General features: G+C 43.8%; 1 rRNA gene. It reads right to left on the bottom strand.

Annotated features, from left to right (window positions below):
• Window positions 1-152, bottom strand: a 23S ribosomal RNA gene (locus tag HX786_RS27015); the annotation flags it as partial.
• Between the last annotated feature and the right edge of the window lie 172 nt (window positions 153-324).

Raw genomic sequence — 324 nt, forward strand, 5'->3', positions numbered from 1 at the left:
AGGTAACCATCTTATGATGGCTGGGTTCCCCCATTCAGACATCTCCGGATCAAAGTCTGTTTGCCGACTCCCCGAAGCTTTTCGCAGGCTACCACGTCTTTCATCGCCTCTGACTGCCAAGGCATCCACCGTATGCGCTTCTTCACTTGACCATATAACCCCAAGCAATCTGGTTATACTGTGAAGACGACATTCGCCGAAAATTCGCAATTACTTACAAATTTTACCTTAGCCTGATCCGTTACCAGTGAAAGTAACGTTCAGTCTATCTTTCTATCACATACCCAAATTTTTAAAGAACGATCTAATCAAAGACTAGAAATC

Origin of the sequence: Pseudomonas sp. 21615526 (assembly GCF_013386245.1) — a bacterium.
In the GTDB taxonomy this organism is placed as follows: Bacteria; Pseudomonadota; Gammaproteobacteria; order Pseudomonadales; family Pseudomonadaceae; genus Aquipseudomonas.